The sequence below is a fragment of the Tepidiforma sp. genome (assembly GCF_034432735.1).
Taxonomy (GTDB): Bacteria; Chloroflexota; Dehalococcoidia; order Tepidiformales; family Tepidiformaceae; genus Tepidiforma.
The window spans coordinates 14,654-30,634 of the sequence record NZ_DAOUBJ010000116.1 but is presented as its reverse complement, the minus strand read 5'-3'; the positions used below and the strand labels follow the sequence as shown (position 1 = coordinate 30,634).

The 15,981-nt window shown below is 69.2% G+C and carries 13 protein-coding genes; 7 read left to right on the top strand and 6 right to left on the bottom strand.

Annotated features, from left to right (window positions below; translation table 11 throughout):
• Window positions 1–2 precede the first annotated feature (2 nt).
• Window positions 3–1,184 carry a DNA polymerase IV gene (dinB, locus tag VAE53_RS10660; protein WP_322819361.1) on the bottom strand — a complete coding sequence of 394 codons (1,182 nt, stop codon included), beginning with the start codon at window positions 1,182–1,184 and terminating at the stop codon, window positions 3–5.
• Between the two features lie 61 nt (window positions 1,185–1,245).
• On the opposite strand from dinB, the gene VAE53_RS10655 reads away from it, so the two are divergent.
• Complete coding sequence (locus VAE53_RS10655) at window positions 1,246–2,118, top strand: PAC2 family protein (protein WP_322819360.1); 873 nt, start codon at window positions 1,246–1,248, stop codon at window positions 2,116–2,118.
• A gap of 8 nt (window positions 2,119–2,126) precedes the next feature.
• Here the strand turns inward: VAE53_RS10655 and VAE53_RS10650 are convergent, their stop codons facing one another.
• The 4 genes from VAE53_RS10650 to VAE53_RS10635 form a co-directional block, all read right to left on the bottom strand.
• Window positions 2,127–2,270, bottom strand: a complete 144-nt coding sequence (locus tag VAE53_RS10650; RefSeq protein ID WP_322819359.1) for a hypothetical protein — start codon at window positions 2,268–2,270, stop codon at window positions 2,127–2,129.
• Between the two features lie 5 nt (window positions 2,271–2,275).
• Complete coding sequence (locus VAE53_RS10645; RefSeq protein WP_322819358.1) at window positions 2,276–3,181, bottom strand: TIGR03560 family F420-dependent LLM class oxidoreductase; 906 nt, start codon at window positions 3,179–3,181, stop codon at window positions 2,276–2,278.
• A 73-nt stretch (window positions 3,182–3,254) separates the two neighbouring features.
• Entirely contained in the window at window positions 3,255–3,458 is a 204-nt protein-coding gene (locus VAE53_RS10640; protein WP_322819357.1) for a cation-transporting P-type ATPase, read from the bottom strand.
• Window positions 3,459–3,465: 7 nt separating this feature from the next.
• Window positions 3,466–4,284, bottom strand: coding sequence for a universal stress protein (locus VAE53_RS10635; protein ID WP_322819356.1), 819 nt, complete (start codon window positions 4,282–4,284; stop codon window positions 3,466–3,468).
• A gap of 130 nt (window positions 4,285–4,414) precedes the next feature.
• Here VAE53_RS10635 and VAE53_RS10630 point away from each other — a divergent pair, with 130 nt between their 5' ends.
• The 3 genes from VAE53_RS10630 to ruvB are packed head-to-tail and all read left to right on the top strand — an operon-like array spanning window position 4,415 to window position 12,445.
• Window positions 4,415–6,469, top strand: coding sequence for an APC family permease (locus VAE53_RS10630; protein WP_322819355.1), 2,055 nt, complete (start codon window positions 4,415–4,417; stop codon window positions 6,467–6,469).
• A gap of 53 nt (window positions 6,470–6,522) precedes the next feature.
• Window positions 6,523–11,376 (top strand): PAS domain S-box protein, encoded by a 4,854-nt coding sequence (locus tag VAE53_RS10625; protein WP_322819354.1) that lies wholly within the window; start codon window positions 6,523–6,525, stop codon window positions 11,374–11,376.
• A 25-nt stretch (window positions 11,377–11,401) separates the two neighbouring features.
• Window positions 11,402–12,445 carry a Holliday junction branch migration DNA helicase RuvB gene (gene ruvB, locus VAE53_RS10620; RefSeq protein ID WP_322819353.1) on the top strand — a complete coding sequence of 348 codons (1,044 nt, stop codon included), beginning with the start codon at window positions 11,402–11,404 and terminating at the stop codon, window positions 12,443–12,445.
• Between the two features lie 16 nt (window positions 12,446–12,461).
• Here ruvB and VAE53_RS10615 read toward each other — a convergent pair whose 3' ends face one another.
• Window positions 12,462–12,776 carry an antibiotic biosynthesis monooxygenase gene (locus VAE53_RS10615; RefSeq protein ID WP_322819352.1) on the bottom strand — a complete coding sequence of 105 codons (315 nt, stop codon included), beginning with the start codon at window positions 12,774–12,776 and terminating at the stop codon, window positions 12,462–12,464.
• Window positions 12,777–12,926: 150 nt separating this feature from the next.
• Between VAE53_RS10615 and VAE53_RS10610 the strand changes: the two genes are divergently transcribed.
• The 3 genes from VAE53_RS10610 (at window position 12,927) to VAE53_RS10600 (ending at window position 15,952) form a co-directional block, all read left to right on the top strand.
• Window positions 12,927–13,955, top strand: coding sequence for a hemin ABC transporter substrate-binding protein (locus tag VAE53_RS10610; protein ID WP_322819351.1), 1,029 nt, complete (start codon window positions 12,927–12,929; stop codon window positions 13,953–13,955).
• 105 nt (window positions 13,956–14,060) lie between these two features.
• On the top strand, window positions 14,061–15,137 hold the full coding sequence (locus tag VAE53_RS10605) for an iron ABC transporter permease (RefSeq protein ID WP_322819350.1): 1,077 nt from the start codon (window positions 14,061–14,063) through the stop codon (window positions 15,135–15,137).
• Window positions 15,092–15,952, top strand: a complete 861-nt coding sequence (locus tag VAE53_RS10600) for a heme ABC transporter ATP-binding protein (protein ID WP_322819349.1) — start codon at window positions 15,092–15,094, stop codon at window positions 15,950–15,952. Before VAE53_RS10605 ends, VAE53_RS10600 begins: the two co-directional genes overlap by 46 nt.
• Window positions 15,953–15,981: the final 29 nt, after the last annotated feature.

The window sequence follows — 15,981 nt, the reverse complement described above, 5'->3', positions numbered from 1 at the left end:
GGTCATGGCTGCTGGGGAGGGGGTGGTGGGAGCTCGGCGGCGCGGCGGATGGTGTGTTCGCCGAATCGTTGGCGAAGGGCGATGATGGTTTGCTGGAGTGCGGCCGGGGCGACGGTTTCGCCGAGGGCGAGCTGACGGGCGCGTTCGGTGAGGCCGGTGACGCCGAGGCCGATGAGCCGGACGGGTTGGCGACCGTGTTCGTTCCAGGCGGCTTCGAAGAGGGTGACGGCGGCGGTGTAGAGGTCTTGGGGAAGGATGAGCTGACGGCCGGGCGTGATGGAGCGGGTGAGGGTTTCGAAGGGCGGGAAGCGCAGTTTGAGGATGACGGTGCGAGCGGATCGCTCTTGGCGGGCGAGGTCTTCTGCGATGTGCTCGGCCTGACGGTGGAGGGTGGCGAGGAGGCGTTCGCGGGAGGGTTCGTCGCGTTGGTAGGTGTGTTCGCGGGAGATGGAGCGGCGGCCTGGGGGGTGGGCGATGACGCCGCCGGGTGCGATGCCTCGGGCGCGCTGCTGGAGTTCGCGTCCGTGGCGTCCGAGCTTGGCTTCGAGGATGGTGGCCGGGAGGGCGGCGAGCTCGCCGATGGTGGCGATGCCGAGTCCGTGGAGGATTTCGGCGGTGCGGCGGCCGACGCCGGGTAGGTCGCGGAGGGGGCGAGGGGCGAGGAAGGCTGCCTCTTGGCCGGGCGGGATGTGGAGGAGGCCATCGGGCTTGGCTGCGTCGCTGGCGACTTTGGCGACGAGGCGGTTGGTGGCGATGCCGACGGATGCGGTGATACCGATCTGGTCCCGGATGCGGCTGCGGATGGTGGCGGCGATGGCGGCGGGCGGACCGAAGAGGGGCTCGCAGCCGGCGACATCGAGGTAGGCTTCGTCGATGCTGACGGTTTCGACTGCTGGGGTGAATTCTCGGAGGATGGCGTGGAAGCGGCGGGAGGCGGGGGCGTAGTAGGTGAAGTCGGGCGGGAGGAAGATGGCTGTGGGGCAGAGGCGACGGGCGCGGAGGGTGGGCATGGCGGAGTGGATGCCGTAGCGCCGGGCTTCGTAGCTTGCGGTGGCGACGACGCCCCGCGGGCCGAGGTAGCCGACGACGACGGGGAGGCCGCGGAGCTCGGGGCGTCGGAGGAGCTCCATGGCGACGAAGAAGGCGTCGAGGTCGATGTGGAGGATGGTGGCGGAGTCGACCATTTGTTCGGATGTTAGCAGGCCCGCCCGCCGACCGGGCGGGGTTGGGGTGTATGCTTTGGGCATGGAGTATTTGCGGCTGGAGTCGTTTCCGGAGCTGCGGTCGCCGGTGTTGATTTGTGCGTTCGCGGGCTGGAACGATGCGGCCGGGGCGGCGACGGGCGCTGCTCGGTTCGTGGTGCAGCGATTCGGGGCGCGGCGTTTCGGGGGGTTCGATCCGGAGCTGTTTTTCGATTTTCGGGAGGTGCGGCCGTTGGTTCGGCTGACGGTTCGGGGGGAGCGGGAGATCAGCTGGCCGCAGAACGATGTGTTCTTCGCGCGGAATCCGACGGGGCCGCACGATGTGGCGGTGTTGCTGGGGACGGAGCCGAATTTGCGCTGGCGGACGTTCGCGGGGGAGGTGGCGGAGTTGGCGGAGCGGCTGGGTGTGGAGTTGGTGGTTTCGCTGGGGGCGCTCTTGGCGGATGTGCCGCATACGCGGCCGGTGCGGGTGACGGGGAGTGCGCTGGACGCGGCGGTGGCGGAGCGGCTGGGCCTGCAACCGTCGCGGTACGAGGGGCCGACGGGCATCGTGGGGGTGTTGCACACGTTGTTGCGGGAGCGGGGTATTCCGGGTGCGACGCTCTGGGCGAATGTGCCGCATTATTTGACTTCGAGTCAGAACCCTGGGGCGACAGCGGCGCTGTTGCGGCGGGTGTCGGAGCTGCTGGAGGTGGAGTTCGACCTCCGGGAGCTGGATGCGGCGGCGCTTCGTTTCGTGGCCGAGGTGGAGGGGGCGCTGCAGGCGAATCCGGAGGCGCAGGAGTATGTGCGTCGGCTGGAGGCTGCGTACGAGGAGGGGGGACAGGAGCAGCCGCAGCTGCCACGGGGGGAGGACTTGGTTCTGGATATCGAGCGGTTCCTGCGTGAGCAGCGTGAAGGGGGTAACGCGGGCTGAGGTGGCTGTCAGGCGGCGGTGCGCCGGGGAGGTTGTTCGGGGAGGAGGAGGGCATCGAGGGCGAGGTAGAGGGCGACGAGGACGAGGGTGACGGTGGCGATCCGGACGAGGCTGCGGAGCAGCCGGCGGGGGCGGGCGAAGAGGGTGGCCATGGTGGTTACTCCCTGCTGACCTTGGTGATGACGTCTTCGTTGAAGCGATCGAGGGTGGCGAGTTTTTCGTCGAGGGTGCGGCCGAGGTTGAATCCGGGGACGATGAGTTCGTTGACGCCGGCTTCGGCGTATTGCTCGACGATGGCGCGGAGTTGGGCGGCGGACCCGCCCATGACGGGGCGCCCGGTGGCGCGGACGCGTTCGACGAGGGCGGGGTCCTCGGACATGACGAGGAGGGCTTGGGCGGAGCGGCGGATGGTGCGGGGGTCGCGTCCGATGGTTTCGCAGTGGTGTTCGAGGATGCGGCCTTTGTGGGCGAGGACCTGGGGGGTGCCCCAGGTGTTCCATTCGGTGGCGAAGCGGGCGGCGATGCGGAGCGTTCGCTGTTCGCCGCCGCCGCCGATGAGGAGGGGCACGGGCGTTTGGATGGGCTTCGGTTCGAGGGGGGCATCGGTGAGCTGGTAGTAGCGGCCGGCGAAGGTGGTTCGGCGGTTGGCGAAGAGGCTGGTGATGATGTGGCAGGCTTCTTCGAGGCGGTCGAGGCGGCCGCGGAGGGTGGAGAATTCGATGCCGTAGGCGCGGTGTTCGTTTTCTTGCCAGCCGGCACCGAGTCCGAGGACGAGGCGGCCGCCGCTGACGATGTCGACGGTGGCGGCCATTTTGGCGAGGACGGCGGGGTGGCGGTAGGTGTTGCCGCTGACGAGCGGGCCGATGCGGACGCGGGGGACGGCGGCGGCGAGGGCGGCGAGGGTGGTCCAGCACTCTCCGACGGGCCCGGAGACATCGGCGGAGTTCGGCATGAAGTGGTCGGCGTAGTAGATGCCGTCCCAGCCGGTGGCTTCGGCGTGCCGGGCGATGGCGAGGGTTTCGTGCCAGGGGTCGTTCATGCTGGGCCAGACGGCGAATTTCACGCGGTGGTCTCCGGGGATGTGGTGGGTGGTGCGTGGGCATGGTAGCGGACGGGGCGATTGTGGATGCGGGCGGCTACTGGGGGCGCCGGGGGAGGCGATGGTAAAGGGTGGCGTACCAGGGAGGGGGCGGGGCGGGGTCGAGCGCGTTGGGGCCGTGGACGCGGAGGCGCCGCGCGGCTTCGTCGGAGGTAAGGCCGAGTGGGCCGGTGCCGAGGTGTGCGGCGACGTTCTCCGGGGGGAGGGTGAGGGCTGGTGGGTGGGGCGGCAGGCTCGCCATGGGGCGCTCAGGGCGACGACCGGGCGAGGATGAGGGGCACGGGGCTGGCGCGGAGCAGTGACTCGGCGACGGAGCCGAGCAGGAAGCGTAGTGCCCGCCCGCGGCCGTGGGTGGCGAGGGCGATGTGGGTGGCGCCGGTCTCTTGGGCGACGCGGAGGACGGCTGCGGCGACGGCCTCGAAGGCGCGCGCCGGTTCGATGCTGCGGTGGACGATGGTCACTTGGGGCATGGCGGCTGCGAGGGTTTCGAGACCGGTGGCGAGCTCGAGGTCGCGTTGGGCGGGGTGTTCTCCGAGGACGGGGATTTCGATGGCGAGGAGCTGGACGGGCACGTCGGTTCCCGCGAGGAGTCCTGCGAGCGCGGGGCCGATGGTGGCGGCGTCGGGGCTGCCATCGGTAAGGGCGATGACGCGGGGCGAGCTTGGTGCGGGTTGGCGCAGGCGCGGCCCTGCGGCGAGGACGGGGACGGGTGCTGTGCGGACGATTTGGCCGAGGGCGGTGAGGCCGGGCCCTTCGCGGGCATCGATGGCGAGCAGGCGCGCACCGGTGGCGATGGCGAGGCGAACGGGCGGCGCCCATGGTGGTTCGCCGTTGAGGCGGAGTGCGAGGCCGGCGGACTGGACGCCTGGCGGGAGGGTCGCAGCGAGGGCCTCGGTGGCGGCCCGCCTGGCGGATTCGACGTCGGCCGGGCGTTCGGGGTCGGATTGTGCGGCTGCATCGAAGAGGAGGGTGGCTGCGAGCGGCAGGCGAAGGGCGCCGGCGAGCGGGGCGGTGGCGGCGAGGAGGGTGGCAACGTCGGAGGGCGATGGGACGCAAAGTATGGTCATGGGGCGAGTATGCCAGCCGGGGGGACCGGGGTGACGGCCGAACGGGTGGGAAGGTGGCAGACCTTCGGGCGAACTGGTGACATGGAGGCGCTCTTTTTTGCTGGCGGGGCGGTGCTAGGGTGGAGGGGCTGTGGGTGCGCCTTCGGGGCCGGAACTCACGCCGATGTATGGGCCGGGGGGGCGTGTCTCGCGCTACCGGGTCGAGCTGCCCCGCGCGGGCATCGTGGAGACGTCGGCGGGGCGTTACGAGGCTACACCCTACGCGGAGCGGCGGCGGGGACTGGGGGGCTTCGCGCTCGATCTGAAGGACCTGGTAATTGGCCGCTCGATGGCGAACGCGCGGTTGGCCCACGAGCGGCTGAGCAAGAAGGTCGCGCTGGCTGTGTTTTCGTCGGACGCGATCTCGTCGACGGCGTACGGGCCGCAGGAGGTGTTGCTGATTCTGGTGTTGGCGGGGGCGGGGGCGCTGACCTACAGCCTGCCGATCGTGCTCGCCATCGTGGGCCTTCTGGCGGTGGTGGTGGTGTCGTACAGCCAGACGATCCGGGCGTATCCGCATGGTGGCGGGGCGTATACGGTGGCGCTGGAGAACCTTGGACGGGGGGCGGGGTTGGTCGCCGCGGCGGCGCTCCTGATCGACTACACGCTGACGGTCTCGGTGTCGGTGGCGGCATCGGTGGAGGCGATCGTGGCGGCTTTCCCCGCCATGCAGGGGACGTCCGTGTTGTTGGCAGCGGCGATGGTGGCACTCATTGCAACGATGAACCTCCGCGGGGTTCGGGAGTCGGGCACGGTGTTCGCTATCCCGACGTACGGGTTCATCGTGGTGCTGGGAACGACGATCGTGGTGGGCATCGGGAAAGTCCTGCTGAGCGACTCGCCGAACCTGTTCGCAGCGGGTGTGCCGGACCGACCGTTGCCGGAGCAGACGGAGGCGCTCTCGCTGTTTCTTGTGCTGAGGGCGTTCGCGGCGGGTTGCTCGGCGCTGACGGGCGTGGAAGCGGTGTCGAATGGGGTGCAGGCGTTTCGGCCGCCGGAGTGGCGGAATGCGATTCAGACGATGGTGACGATGGCGATCATCCTTGGGTCGCTGTTGCTGGGGACGACGCTGCTGGCGCGGCATTTCGGGGTGGTGTACTTGGAGGGCGATCATGCGACGGTGCTGGCGCAGCTCGGCGAGCGGGTGTTCGGTCGGGGTGCGATGTTCTACGCGCTCCAAGGGTTCACGGCTGGGATCTTGTTCCTGGCTGCGAACACGTCGTTCGCGGATTATCCGCGGTTGGCGGCGATATTGGCGCGGGACTCGTATCTGCCGCGGGTGTTCCGGCAGCGTGGCAACCGGCTGGTATTCAGCTATGGGATTCTGGCGCTCGCGACGATGTCGATCGTCCTGTTGGTGCTGTTCGGGGCGAAGACGACGCGGCTGATCCCGCTGTATGCCTTCGGGGTATTCCTCTCGTTCACGCTTTCGCAGGCGGGGATGGTGGTGCACTGGTACCGGCTGCGGGAGCGAGGTTGGCGGGCTTCGATGGTGGTGAATGGGTTCGGGGCGGTGGTGACGGCGGTGGTCACGGGCATCGTGGTGGTGACCAAGTTCCACGAGGGGGGGTGGATGGTGGTGGTGGCTGTGCCTGCGGGGGCGCTGGGGCTGTGGTTGGTGGGTCGCTACTATGCGAGGTTGCGGCGGCTTTTGCATGTGCCGGCGGAGGCGGTGTTCGATATGGCGCCGAGGGGAGCGGGGCCGGAGACGGTGCTGGTGCCGGTGCAGGAGGTGAATCTCGCGCTGGTGATGGCGCTGGGGGCGGCGTGCGAGCGTTCGAGGTCGGTGGAGGGGGTGCACGTGGTGGTGGACCCGGACCAGCCGGATGACTTGGACGAGCAGTGGGCGAAACAGTTTCCGCATATTCCGCTGGTGGTGATCGATTCGCCGTATCGGAACGTGGCGGATCCGTTCCTTCGCTATGTGGAGGACCGGCTTCGGGAGCCGCCTTACCGGTTGGTGGTGATGCTTCCGGAGATCGAGACGCGGCACCGGTTCGAGCGGCTGTTGGTGAACCGGAGCTCGGAGGCGATCGCGAAGCGGTTGCGGGGTCAACGGCGCGTGGCAGTGGAGCGGTACTGGTTCCACCCTGGCGGGACGGGGCGGCAGGAGGGGTGGCGGCGCAAATTCAGGATGTTCCCCTAGGTTCGGCCGGCGGCCCCTCGGGTAGGATTCGGGGCGGTGAGAGGGGAGCCAGGGTGCGTATCGCGCTGATTGCCGCCGATGAGATGACCCGGGCGCGCGTGGCGTCGGTGCTGGCGGCGGCTGGTCACGAGGTGCTCGGGGCGAGCGATCCGGCGGCAGAGGTGGCGGTCATCGATGGGGTTGCGGGCGCGGAGGTGGCGACTCGGGCCGAGGGGCTCGAGCGTGGCCAGGAAATCCGGTTGGTGGCTGGCCTTGCGGATGGGGCGGCTGGGGCTGGTGCGGCCCTGCGCGGCGGAGCCGACATGGTGTACCCGGCGGGAGATGTGGACGCGCTGCTCTTGCTGCTCGCGATGATGGAAGCGCAGGGGTGGGAGGGTGAGCGTGCCGATGCGCTGGTCGATCACGTCAACGATGCGATGTATCGGGTCGGTTTCGACGGGCGGGTGATGTGGGCCAACGCGGCGGCGGAGCGGCTGACGGGCTACCCGCGGGCTCGGCTGGTGGGGATGCATTATTCGGAACTCCTGCGGGAGCCGAGGGACCTGGAGCGGGCTGCGATGGAGCTCCAGGCGAAGGCAGAGGGACGGGCTGAAGAATCGATCTTCGAGGCTCGATTGACGACGGCGAACGGAGAAGAAGTGCCCGTCGAAATCAGCAGTCGGCTGGTGCTGCGGGACGGTCGACCGTGGGCGGTACAAGGGGTGGCGCGGGATCTGCGACCGCGGCTACGGCTGGTGGAGCAGCTGCGGCGGGAGGCGGAGCTCTTCGCTCAGCTCGGGGTGGCGGCGGGCGCTCTGGACGCCGAGGGGCGGAATTTGACCTGGAACCGTGCGGCGGAGGCGCTCTTCGGGGCGAGCGCCGATGAGGTCGCGGGGCAATCGGTGTCGTGGATTTTGCCGGAGGAAGGGCCGATGAGCGGGAGGACGATTCTCGAACGGGTGCTGGCGGGCGAGACGGTCAGCCTCGAGGGGAGGTTCCGACGGGCGGATGGGACGACGTTTCCGGGGCTACTGAGCGCTGCGCCATTGCGCGACGAGCAGGGGCGGGCTGTCGGGGGTGTGGGGGTGGTGTTCGACCTGACGGTGGAGCGGGAGCGGCAGGAACGCCTGGAGCGGCTCGCGGCTGTGGTGGCCTCGAGCGAGGATGCGGTGACGATCTACGACGTGGAGGGGCGCATCACGGAATGGAACGCGGCGGCGGAGCGGATTTACGGGCGGAAGAGGGAGGAGGTACTCGGCCTGTACGCGTGGGAGCTGGCGCCCGAGGACGAGCGGAGCGAACGGCGACGGTTCGTGGAGCGGGTGCTGGCCGGGGAGGGTGTGAGTGGGCTGGTGGTGCGGAGGGACGGGCCGCCGGGTATGGTCGGCTGGTTGAGCCTTTCGGCCTTCCCGCTGCGCGATGCGACGGGTCGGGTGGTAGGTGCGGCGGCGGTGGCGAGAGACGTGACGGCGCTGGTGGAGGCGCAGCGGGAGTTGAGCTGGTTGGCCGCCATCGTTGGCTGGGCGGAGGACGCGGTGATCGGTCGGGACAATGAAGGGCGGATCACGAGCTGGAATGCAGCGGCAGAGCGGATGTTCGGCTATTCGGCGGAGGAGATGATTGGGACGTTCGGGGAGGCGACGGTTCCGGCGGAATGGCTCGATGCGTACTGGGGGCGACTCGGGGAGGTGACGGGCGACCGACGGGTGACGGCCGAGGTGATACGGAAGGATCGCACGGGCCGCGTTTTCCCAGTGCGGGCGACAACCTTCCCAGTGTACGACCGCGAGGGCCGGCGACTGGGAGCGGCTTCGTTTCTTCGAGACATCAGCGATGAGCGAGCGGTGCGAGAGGCGCTCGAGGAGCGCGAGCGTTTGCTCCGGGCGGTGTTCGAGAGCGCGGGGGAATCGCTGGTCATCGTGGGGCGGGACGGTCGCATCCGCTGGCTGAACCAGTTCGCGGCCGAGCTCGGGGAGCAGGTGTTCGGGAAGCGGCCCGGGCCGGGCGACGACATTCGGGGCTGGGTGGCCCCGGGCGACAAGGATGCCTGGGAGGCGGGATTCGCGGCGGCGCTTGGGGGTGATGAGGCCGTTCTGGCCGGGCGGTTGCAGCGGCTCGATGGCGGGCGGATGTGGTACGAAATGTCCTTCCGGCCGGTCCGGAGCGGGGGAAGGGAGGTGGATGGGGTGGCACTGGTGGGGCGGGACGTGACGGACCGTGTCGAGGCGGAGCGGGCGGTGCGGGCGCGGGAGGCGACGCTGCGGAGCATCTTCGAGAGCACCCAGGACCACCTGTGGTTGCTGGACCGCGACGGCTACCTTTTGACCTGCAACGCTGCGGCGGCGGAGTTTGCGGAGCGACGGTTCGGACAGCGGCCGGCGCCGGGCTCTCGGATGACGGACTTTGCCGACCCCGCGGGGCGCGCGCTGCTGGAGGATACTATGGCGCGGGCACTGGCGGGGGAGACGGTCGCGGGGGAGCTGGCGGTGGGGGAGCCGGACGGGTCGAAGCGGTACTTCAATATCCAGCTGAACCCGGTTCGGGATGGACAGGGGAGGGTGACGGGGATCGTGGTAGCAGCCCGGGATGTGACGGAGGAGGCCCGCAGCCGGCGCGAGCTGCGGCGCGCACGGGAGACGCTCGCGGAGGAGTACGCGAAGCTTTCGACCATCATCGAGAACTCGGACGAGGGAATCGTTCTGCTGGACCGAGCGTGTCGGCTGGTCGCCTTCAACTCGGTGTTCGCGGAGGGTACGCGAGCGCGGAGGGGTGTGGAGCCGAAGCCGGGGATGGCGTTCGTGGAGACGGTGTCGCGGGAGAGTGCGCCGTTCCTTTTGGAGCGGGTACAGGAGGCGCTCGCGGGCCAGCGGGTTGCGTTCGAGGTGGAGTCGCAGTCGCCCGGGGAGCGCCACTGGTTCGAGGTCCGGATTCGGCCGGTGCTGTCGCGGGAGGGCGAGGTGGCTGGGGTGGTCTACACGGGAAGAGACGTGACGGAGCGGAAGCGGCTGGAACAGGAGCGGGAGCGTGCGCTGGCGGAGGCGCGGAGGCTGGCTGCGGTGGTGGAGAGCTCGACGGAGGCGGTCGTGGCGATCGATCGGGACGGGAGGGTGGCCGGGTGGAACCGGGCGGCCGAGGAACTGTACGGCTGGAGCGCGGCGGAGGCTACCGGCCAGCCGTTCAGCATCATCCTGCCGCCGGAGGATGTGGAAGCGGCCACCCGGCTCTTCGGACGCCTACTGGCGGGGGAGACGTACCGCGGGGAGATGGCGCGGCTGACGCGCGACGGACGTCGGCTGGTGGTGGATTCGGCGTATTTCCCGCTGCGCGATGGGGAGGGGAAGGTGGTCGGCGTGGGGTGCGTTTCTCACGATGTGACGCGGGAGCGGGAGATGGAACGCCGCATCGCGGAGACGGCGGCGGACCTCTCGGCGACGCTGGCGGCGATTCACGAGGGGGTGGCGCTGTTGGGGGCGGACGGGGTGGTTCTTGCGGCGAACCCGGCGGTGGTGGTGCTGGTGGAGGATCTTTTTGGGCGCCGGCTCGCGCCGGGGATGTCGTGGCGGGCGGTGTTACCGGAGGAGCTGCACGAGGCGTTCGCCGAGGTGACCGCGAATACGCTCGCCGGGGAGACATCGAATTTCGAGCGACAGGTGGTGGACCGTGAGGGTGCGGAGCGGTGGCTGGAGCTATCGTTCGGGCGGGTGGTGTTGGACGACGGGACAGTTCGAGGCATTGCCTTGAGCGTGCGGGAGGTGACGGAACGGAAGCGGACGGAGGAACGGCTGCTGCAAGCGCAGAAGGCGGAGTCGCTCGCGGTGTTGGCGGGCGGCATTGCCCATGATTTCAACAATTTGTTGGTGGGGATCCTCGGGAACGCGGGGCTGGCGTTGGCCGAGCTTCCGCTCGAATCGCCGGTCCGGCCGATCGTGGAGGATATCGAGCTTGCGGGCCGCCGGGCGGCCGACCTCGCGCGGCAGATTCTGACGTACTCGGGTAGGGGGAAGTTCGTCGTGCAGCCGCTGAGCATGAATAGTCTGGTCGAGGAGATGACGCATTTGCTGCGGACGTCGGTCGGGGCGGGGGTGCACCTGGTGCTCGACCTCGACCCGGAGGCGCCGTCGGTGGTGGGAGATGCGACGCAGCTACGGCAGGTGCTCATGAACCTGGTCATCAATGCGTCGGATGCGATCGGGTCGAAGGAGGGGACGGTTCGCATCCGGACGTCGACGGCGGTGGGCGGAACGAGGCTGTTCGAACGGGCAGTGATGAGGCCGGAGGAGCTGGCCGAGCGCTACGTGGTATTGGAGGTGGCGGATACCGGGGCGGGGATGGACGAGGCGACGCTGGCGCGAATCTTCGACCCCTTTTTTACGACGAAGTTCACGGGGAGGGGGCTCGGGCTGGCCGCGGTGCTCGGCATCGTGCGGGGCCACGGAGGGGGGATCGTGGTGGAGAGCGAAGTCGGACGCGGAACGCGCTTCCGGGTGATGCTCCCGGTGGCGGGAGAATCCCGCCTCGAGACGGAGAAGGGGGGTGGGGCGAGCGAATGGTGGGGCAGCGGGGCGGTGATCGTTGCGGACGACGAGCCGAGTGTGCGTGCGGTAACGGCGCGGGCGCTCCGGGCGATGGGGTTCGAGGTGTTGGAGGCTGCCGACGGGGAGGAGGCGGTACAACGGTTCGCGGAGGCGCGGGAACGGGTGCGATTGGTGCTGCTAGACATGACGATGCCGCGGATGAACGGGGAGGCGGCTTTTCGTGCGATCCGCAAGCTCGATCCGGGGGCGAAAGTCGTGCTGATGAGCGGCTACGCGGAGCAGGATGCGGCGGAACAGGTTGGCGGGGGCTTGGCCGGGTTCGTGCAGAAGCCGTACGAGCTCGGGGCGCTGCAGGAGCTGGTGCGGCGGGTGTTGGAAGGCCCGGCGCGCTAGAACATCTGTGCGCTATACTGCGCGGGTGACCGAGGAACGGCTAGTGGCGCCACAGGCGCAGGCAGACGAGGCCGAGGTGGAGCGTTCGCTTCGGCCGCGTCGGCTGGACGAGTTCCCTGGGCAGGAGCGGACGAAGCGGAATCTGGCGATTGCGATCGAGGCGGCGAAGCAGCGGGGCGATGCGCTCGACCACGTGCTGCTGTACGGGCCGCCTGGGCTGGGCAAGACGACGCTCGCGAACATCATCGCCCACGAGATGGGGGTTTCCATCCGGACGACGAGCGGGCCGGCATTCGAACGGCCGGGCGACCTGGCGGCGGTGCTCACGAATCTGAGGGAGCACGACATTCTTTTCATCGACGAGATCCACCGGCTTTCGAGCGCGGTGGAGGAGATTCTCTACCCGGCGATGGAGGATTTTGCGCTAGACCTGGTGATCGGGAAGGGAGCGGGGGCGCGTTCGGTGCGGCTGGCGATGCCGAAGTTCACGCTGATCGGCGCGACGACGCGGTATGCGATGGTGAGCGCTCCGCTGCGCGATCGCTTCGGCTCGGTGTACCGGCTGGATTTTTACGAGCCGGAGACGCTGGCGGTGATCGTGCGGCGGTCGGCGGCGATTCTGGGGGTGGAGGTTCCGGGCGAGGCGGCGATGGAGATTGCGCGGCGCTCGCGAGGGACGCCGCGCATCGCGAACCGGCTACTCCGTCGGGTGCGGGATTATGCGGCGGTGCGGAACGGCGGGGTGGTGACGTTGGCTTCGGTGCGGGAGGCGCTGGCGATGCTCGATGTGGACGAGTTGGGGCTGGACGACGCGGACCGCGCCGTGTTGCGGGCGATCTGTGAGAAGTTCGGCGGCGGGCCGGTGGGGCTGGAGACGATCGCGGCGGCGATTTCGGAGGAGGCGGACACGATCATGGACGTGTACGAGCCGTTCCTCCTGAAGTGCGGGTTTTTGAATCGGACGCCGCGTGGCCGGGTGGCTACGGAGGCTGCGTACCGCCACCTCGGGCTGGAACCGCCGCGGGAACGGCCCGCCCAACCGAGCCTTTGGGACGGGCCGCCGGGGTGACGGGGTGTTACCTAGCTCAGGCGGGAGCCGGGGCTTCCTGGGTAATGACGGCTTCGTAGACGGAGAGACGGGGCGGGGCGGCGAGGACACCGGTGAGGGGCGCCTGGCCGTGGGCCCGTCGGAACGCTTCGGAGCGGGTCCAGGCTTCGAAGGCGGCGCGTGACTCCCACGTGGAATGGGAGATGTATTCGCCGGGTTCGTCGCCCTTGAGGAGGGCGAAGCGGACGAAGCCGGGAACGTCTTCGAGGTAGGACTCGCGGGTGCGCCAGGCGGCTTCGAAGGCGGCTTCTTGGCCTGCGTTGATGGTGAATCGATTCATGGCGATGAACATGGGGCCCTCCAGGGCGGTGGATTCGCGCGCCGGTGCTGACAACGATAGGAGCAACGGGCGTGCGTTACAAGTTAGTCCGATCTCTTGCCATTAGGCAAGACTAATGATAGATCTTGGGCTCGTCCCGCTTCTGGGATGAGGAGGTGATTCATGTTTCGATGGAAATTTGCGGGGGCGCTGGCGCTCCTCTTGGCGGCCGGGTTCGCGGCGGGGACGGTGGGCTGTGGCGGCGACGATGACGATGACGGCGCGCAACCGATGCCGGCGACGACCGCGACGGCGGTCGCGAGCCCGTCGCCGACCGCGACGCCAGCGCTCCAGGCCGAGGCGAAGCCGGTTCTGCCGGCGAAGGTGAGGGATAAGGATGGCCAGGAGGTTACCGTGAGCGATGTGAGCCGCATCGTGGTGCTGAACGGGGACCTGACGGAGGTGGTGTACGCGCTGGGGCTGGGCGAGAACGTGGTCGGGGTCGATACGTCGGCGACGTATCCGCCGGAGGCGCAGGCGAAGCCGAAGATCGGCTACCAGCGGTCGCTGAACGCGGAGGGGATTTTGAGTCTGCAGCCGACGGTGATCATCGGCAGCGAGGTGGCGGGGCCGCCGGCGGTGATCGAGCAGATCAAGGGTGCGGGCGTGCCGGTGGTGCTCTTCGAGGCGGTGAGCTCGCTGGACGATGTGGGGAGGAAGATCGAGAACGTGGCGGCGGCGCTCGGTGTGCCGAATCGTGGCAAGCTGCTGGCTGAGCGAACGCAGCAGGAGATCGACGAGGCGCGGGCGCTGGCCGCGAAGGCGACGACGAAGCCGCGAGTGGTGTTTCTTTACCTTCGCGGTTCGACGACGCAGGTGATTGCGGGGAAGGGTTCGGGTGGCGATGCGCTGATCACGGCGGCGGGCGGGATCGATGCGGGGGCGGAGGCCGGAATCGTTGGGAGCAAGCCTTTGACGCCGGAGGCGCTCGTGGCGGCTGCGCCGGACGTGATTCTGGTGTTGACGGCTGGTCTGCAATCGGTTGGCGGCGTGGATGGGCTGTTGAAAATTCCGGGGGTCGGGCAGACGCCTGCGGGGCAGCAGCGGCGGGTGGTGGATTTCGATGATCAGTACTTGCTCGGATTCGGCCCGCGTGCGGGGCAGGCGCTCGAGGAGCTCGTCCGGGCGCTGCACCCGGAGCTGAGGGGCTGAGGCGAGGGCAGTTCGATTGGAGCCGGGAGCGGACGGTGTCGCTGGCCGGTCCGCCCGGGGTAGGGCCCCGGGTGGGCCGGCCGAACCAGGCGAAGGAGTCGTGGTGTGACGATCGCGGTGGGCACGTTGGTACGGAGGGTTGGCGGTGTGCGGCTTCGGTGGGGGCTCGCGGCTCTACCGACGCTGGGGTTGTTTCTGGCGGGGGCGGTGCTGCTCAACTTGGTGATCGGCGCGGTGCGGGTACCGCCGGGGGCGGTGCTGGGGATTCTGCTGGACCATGCGGGGATTTCGACGGGGCTCGACTTCACGCGGCAGCAGGATGCGGTGGTGTGGAACATCCGGGTTCCGCGGACGCTGTTGGCGCTGGTGGTGGGTGCGGGGTTGGCGACGGCGGGGTGCGCGTTGCAGGGGATTTTTCGGAATCCGTTGGCGGATCCGGGGATCATCGGGGTTTCGAGCGGGGCGGCGCTGGGTGCGGTGGGGATCATCATCGTGGGGGTTGCCCCGCTGGGGGTATGGAGCACGCCGGCGGCGGCGTTCGCGGGGGGCCTGGCGCTGACGCTGATGGTGTACGTGCTCTCTCGGCGGGACGGGCGTACGGAGGTGGTGACGCTGGTGTTGACGGGGGTGGCGTTGAACGCGGTGGCGGGGGGCCTCATTGGCTTCGCGCTGTTCTTCGCGACGGATGCGCAGCTTCGGAATGTGGTGTTCTGGCAGCTCGGGAGTGTTGGCGGGGCGACGTGGTCGGGCGTGCGTCCGGCGATGCTGTTGGCCGTTGTGGCGATCGTTCCGTTGCTGCGCTATGGCCATCGGCTGAACCTGCTGGCGCTCGGTGAGCGGGAGGCCTACCACCTCGGGGTGGATACGGAGCGGATGCGGTTGGAGGTGATCGCTTTGGCGGCGTTGGCGACTGCGGCGGGGGTGAGTTTCGCTGGGATCGTTTCGTTCGTGGGGCTGGTGGTGCCGCACATGCTGCGGCTGATGTTGGGCCCCGACCATCGGCGCCTGCTGCCGGCATCGGCGCTGCTGGGGGCGGCGGCGATCGCCTTGGCCGATCTGGCTGCGCGGACGATCGTTGCGCCGGCGGAGATGCCGCTCGGGGTGGTGACCGCGTTGGTGGGCGGGCCGTATTTTCTGTGGCTGATTCACCGCACACGGCGGGCGCAGGGGGGTTGGGGGTGAGGCTGGAGGGGCGCGGTGTTGGCTTCCGGGTGGGCCGGTTCTCTCTGGTGGCGGGGGTCAACTTGGGTGTCGGTCCGGGGGAGTTGGTCGCGATCGTGGGGGCGAACGGGGCTGGGAAGTCGACGCTGATCCGGCTGCTGGCTGGCGACCTCCGCCCGACGGAGGGGGAGGTATTGCTGGATGGGCGGCCGCTGAGGAGCTACGACGCCGGGACGTTGGCCCGTTTGCGTTCGGTGTTGCCGCAGCAGTCGCGGATCGAGTTCGCGTTTACGGTGAGGCAGGTGGTGGAGATGGGGAGGAGCCCGTACCGCTCGTCGAGGCGGGATCCCGCCGGGGAGGATCGGGTGGTGGAAGGGGCGATGCGTGCGGCGGATGTGGCGGCGCTGGCCGAGCGGGCGTACCCGGGGCTCTCTGGGGGTGAGCAATCGCGTACGTGTTTGGCCCGGGTGCTGGCGCAGGATACGCCGGTGATGCTGCTCGACGAACCGACGGCGGCGCTGGATATCCGACACCAGCATCAGGTGCTCGGGGTGGTGCGAGGGCTGGCGGAGGCCGGCAAGGCGGTGGTGGCGGTGCTTCACGATCTGAACCTGGCGGCGGCTTATGCGACGCGGGTGGTGGCGATGCACCGGGGGATGGTGGCGGCGGAGGGTGCGCCGGAGGAGGTGCTGACGTCGGGAGTGTTGAGCCGCATCTACGAGCACCCGGTGGAGGTGGTTCGGGCGGGATCGCCGGAGCGGATCGTGGTGTTGCCGCGGCACGAGCTCCCGGGGCGAACGGAGGGGCCGACGGCCGAGCGGTGCGGAACCGGGTAGAGTGACAGGGAAGTCCTCTCACTGGAGGT